This is a genomic window from Gilliamella sp. Pas-s95 (assembly GCF_009795795.1).
In the GTDB taxonomy this organism is placed as follows: domain Bacteria; phylum Pseudomonadota; class Gammaproteobacteria; order Enterobacterales; family Orbaceae; genus Gilliamella; species Gilliamella bombicola.
The window spans coordinates 1-1,779 of sequence record NZ_WTFC01000063.1 but is presented as its reverse complement, the minus strand read 5'-3'; the positions used below and the strand labels follow the sequence as shown (position 1 = coordinate 1,779).

The 1,779-nt window shown below is 34.3% G+C and carries 3 protein-coding genes and 1 pseudogene; 1 reads left to right on the top strand and 3 read right to left on the bottom strand.

Translation table 11 applies throughout. The annotated features are described in order from the left end of the window. Nucleotides 1-84 precede the first annotated feature (84 nt). The gene (locus tag GQ598_RS10835; protein ID WP_160404124.1) at nt 85-387 is read left to right on the top strand and encodes an HPP family protein; all 303 of its coding nucleotides are present in this window, start codon (nt 85-87) and stop codon (nt 385-387) included. A gap of 217 nt (nt 388-604) precedes the next feature. Here GQ598_RS10835 and nusG read toward each other — a convergent pair whose 3' ends face one another. The 3 genes and pseudogenes from nusG to GQ598_RS10820 form a co-directional block, all read right to left on the bottom strand. Then, nucleotides 605-1,150: a transcription termination/antitermination protein NusG gene (gene nusG, locus GQ598_RS10830; protein ID WP_160404123.1), complete on the bottom strand. Its 546-nt coding sequence runs from the start codon at nt 1,148-1,150 to the stop codon at nt 605-607. Between the two features lies 1 nt (nt 1,151). Beyond that, nucleotides 1,152-1,553, bottom strand: a complete 402-nt coding sequence (secE, locus tag GQ598_RS10825; protein ID WP_160404122.1) for a preprotein translocase subunit SecE — start codon at nt 1,551-1,553, stop codon at nt 1,152-1,154. A 137-nt stretch (nt 1,554-1,690) separates the two neighbouring features. Continuing rightward, nucleotides 1,691-1,779 (bottom strand): annotated as a pseudogene (locus GQ598_RS10820) (elongation factor Tu); the annotation flags it as partial.

The following is a 1,779-nucleotide window of genomic DNA, read 5'->3' as shown; positions in this document are numbered from 1 at the left end:
CAAGAAAACGGCATAAGTTTAAAAGCCCTGCCTCCTTTTATTCAAAGGAGCTAAGAAAAATTGCACTTCATGGTGTAATCTAGGTTGTTCATTAATTTATTTAGTAATGGAATTATACCGATAGCATTAGCAGTTGGGACATCTATCGCATTGATGCAGTTACTACGTGTAGTTCACGCTCCAGCTGGTGCAAACCCTATTCTAATCATGATGTCCGGAATTACTGACTATTCATTCTTGATAACACCAGTACTTATAGGTTCGGTTTTATTAGTCATGGTTGCTTTAATAGTTAATAATATAGCAATCGAAGCACGTTGGCCTAACTATTGGTTGGGATATCACTTTGATATGGGTAAAAGAATAAAAAAATCTAAAAAAGAATAGATTGCCTGTATTATATTAATAATAAGTTAAATTATGATCCGATAGTGGTTTTATCTACCTTGGCGACTCACTTTGATTAAATATATTAGAAACAGAACTATTATTCTCAAATTCTCGAAAGGCATTATATTTATTTTATAAAAGAAAAACCACAAGATAGACTCTTGTGGTTTTGTAAAAGATACTGCTAATTCAGTGAAAAAACTATATCAAAAGATTAGCTTTTCTCCACTTGACTAAAATCAAGCTCTACAGGCGTTGAACGTCCAAAAATAGAAACGGATACTTTTAAGCGGCTTTTTTCATAGTCAACTTCTTCAACAACGCCGTTAAAGTCAGCAAATGGACCTTCGTTAACACGAACAAGTTCACCTGGCTCAAACAAGGTTTTAGGACGCGGTTTATCACCAACTTGTTGCAAACGGTTCATGATAGCATCAACTTCGCGTTGGCTAATAGGTGCTGGTCTATCAGAAGTACCACCAATAAAGCCCATTGTTCTTGGCACACTTTTCACTAAATGCCAAGTTGCATCATTCATCATCATTTCAACTAATACATAACCAGGGAAAAATTTTCGTTCACTTTTACGACGTTGACCACTTTTCATTTCAACGACTTCTTCCGTTGGCACTAATACTTCACCAAATGCATCTTCCATATTATGCAATTTGATATATTCACGTAATGATTGTGCAACACGCGCTTCGTAACCAGAATAAGCTTGAATGACATACCACCGTTTTTGTTGTGATTCGCTCATATTAACGCCCTATTGATGTTAAATAAAAGATTATTGAACGGAATAAAGAATCCATTCCCCAAAGCGCTAAACCAACAATAACTGTGATAGCTGCAATAAGTAAAGTTGTCTGTGTTGTTTCTTTACGAGTTGGCCATACAACTTTTCTTAACTCTTTTCTAGATTCATTTAGAAATGATAAAAATAACTTTCCTTTGTTTGTTGTGATCGCAATAAACAGAGTTAATAGCGAAACAACAACAACTATAATAATCCGAACGATTGTATTAGGTTGATATATATCGTTAGGTTGAGAAAAATAAAAATTTCCCCAAACAATAAACGCAATCAATACTAGAACTAAACCCCATTTCAATTTGTCTAGAATAGTATTTGTATTTTGACTCTCGTTACTTACTAGCATATAAAACCTATATTATGTTATTTATAATAATATCTATTTTCCAAAATGCTCTTTTAATAAAAACATTTTGCTAAACAGACTAGATAAGAAAGGGCATCGAATGATACCCTTTCTATTGCCGCTAAGGCTTAATTCAATTATTTAATAACTTTAGCAACAACACCAGCACCAACAGTACGACCACCTTCACGAATCGCAAAACGTAAGCCGTCTGCCATCGCGATTG

Bases quoted from the DNA above. Each gene is read 5' to 3' on its own strand.
- nusG (WP_160404123.1), bottom strand. From the start codon at position 1,150: ATGAGCGAATCACAACAAAAACGGTGGTATGTCATTCAAGCTTATTCT.
- secE (WP_160404122.1), bottom strand. From the start codon at position 1,553: ATGCTAGTAAGTAACGAGAGTCAAAATACAAATACTATTCTAGACAAA.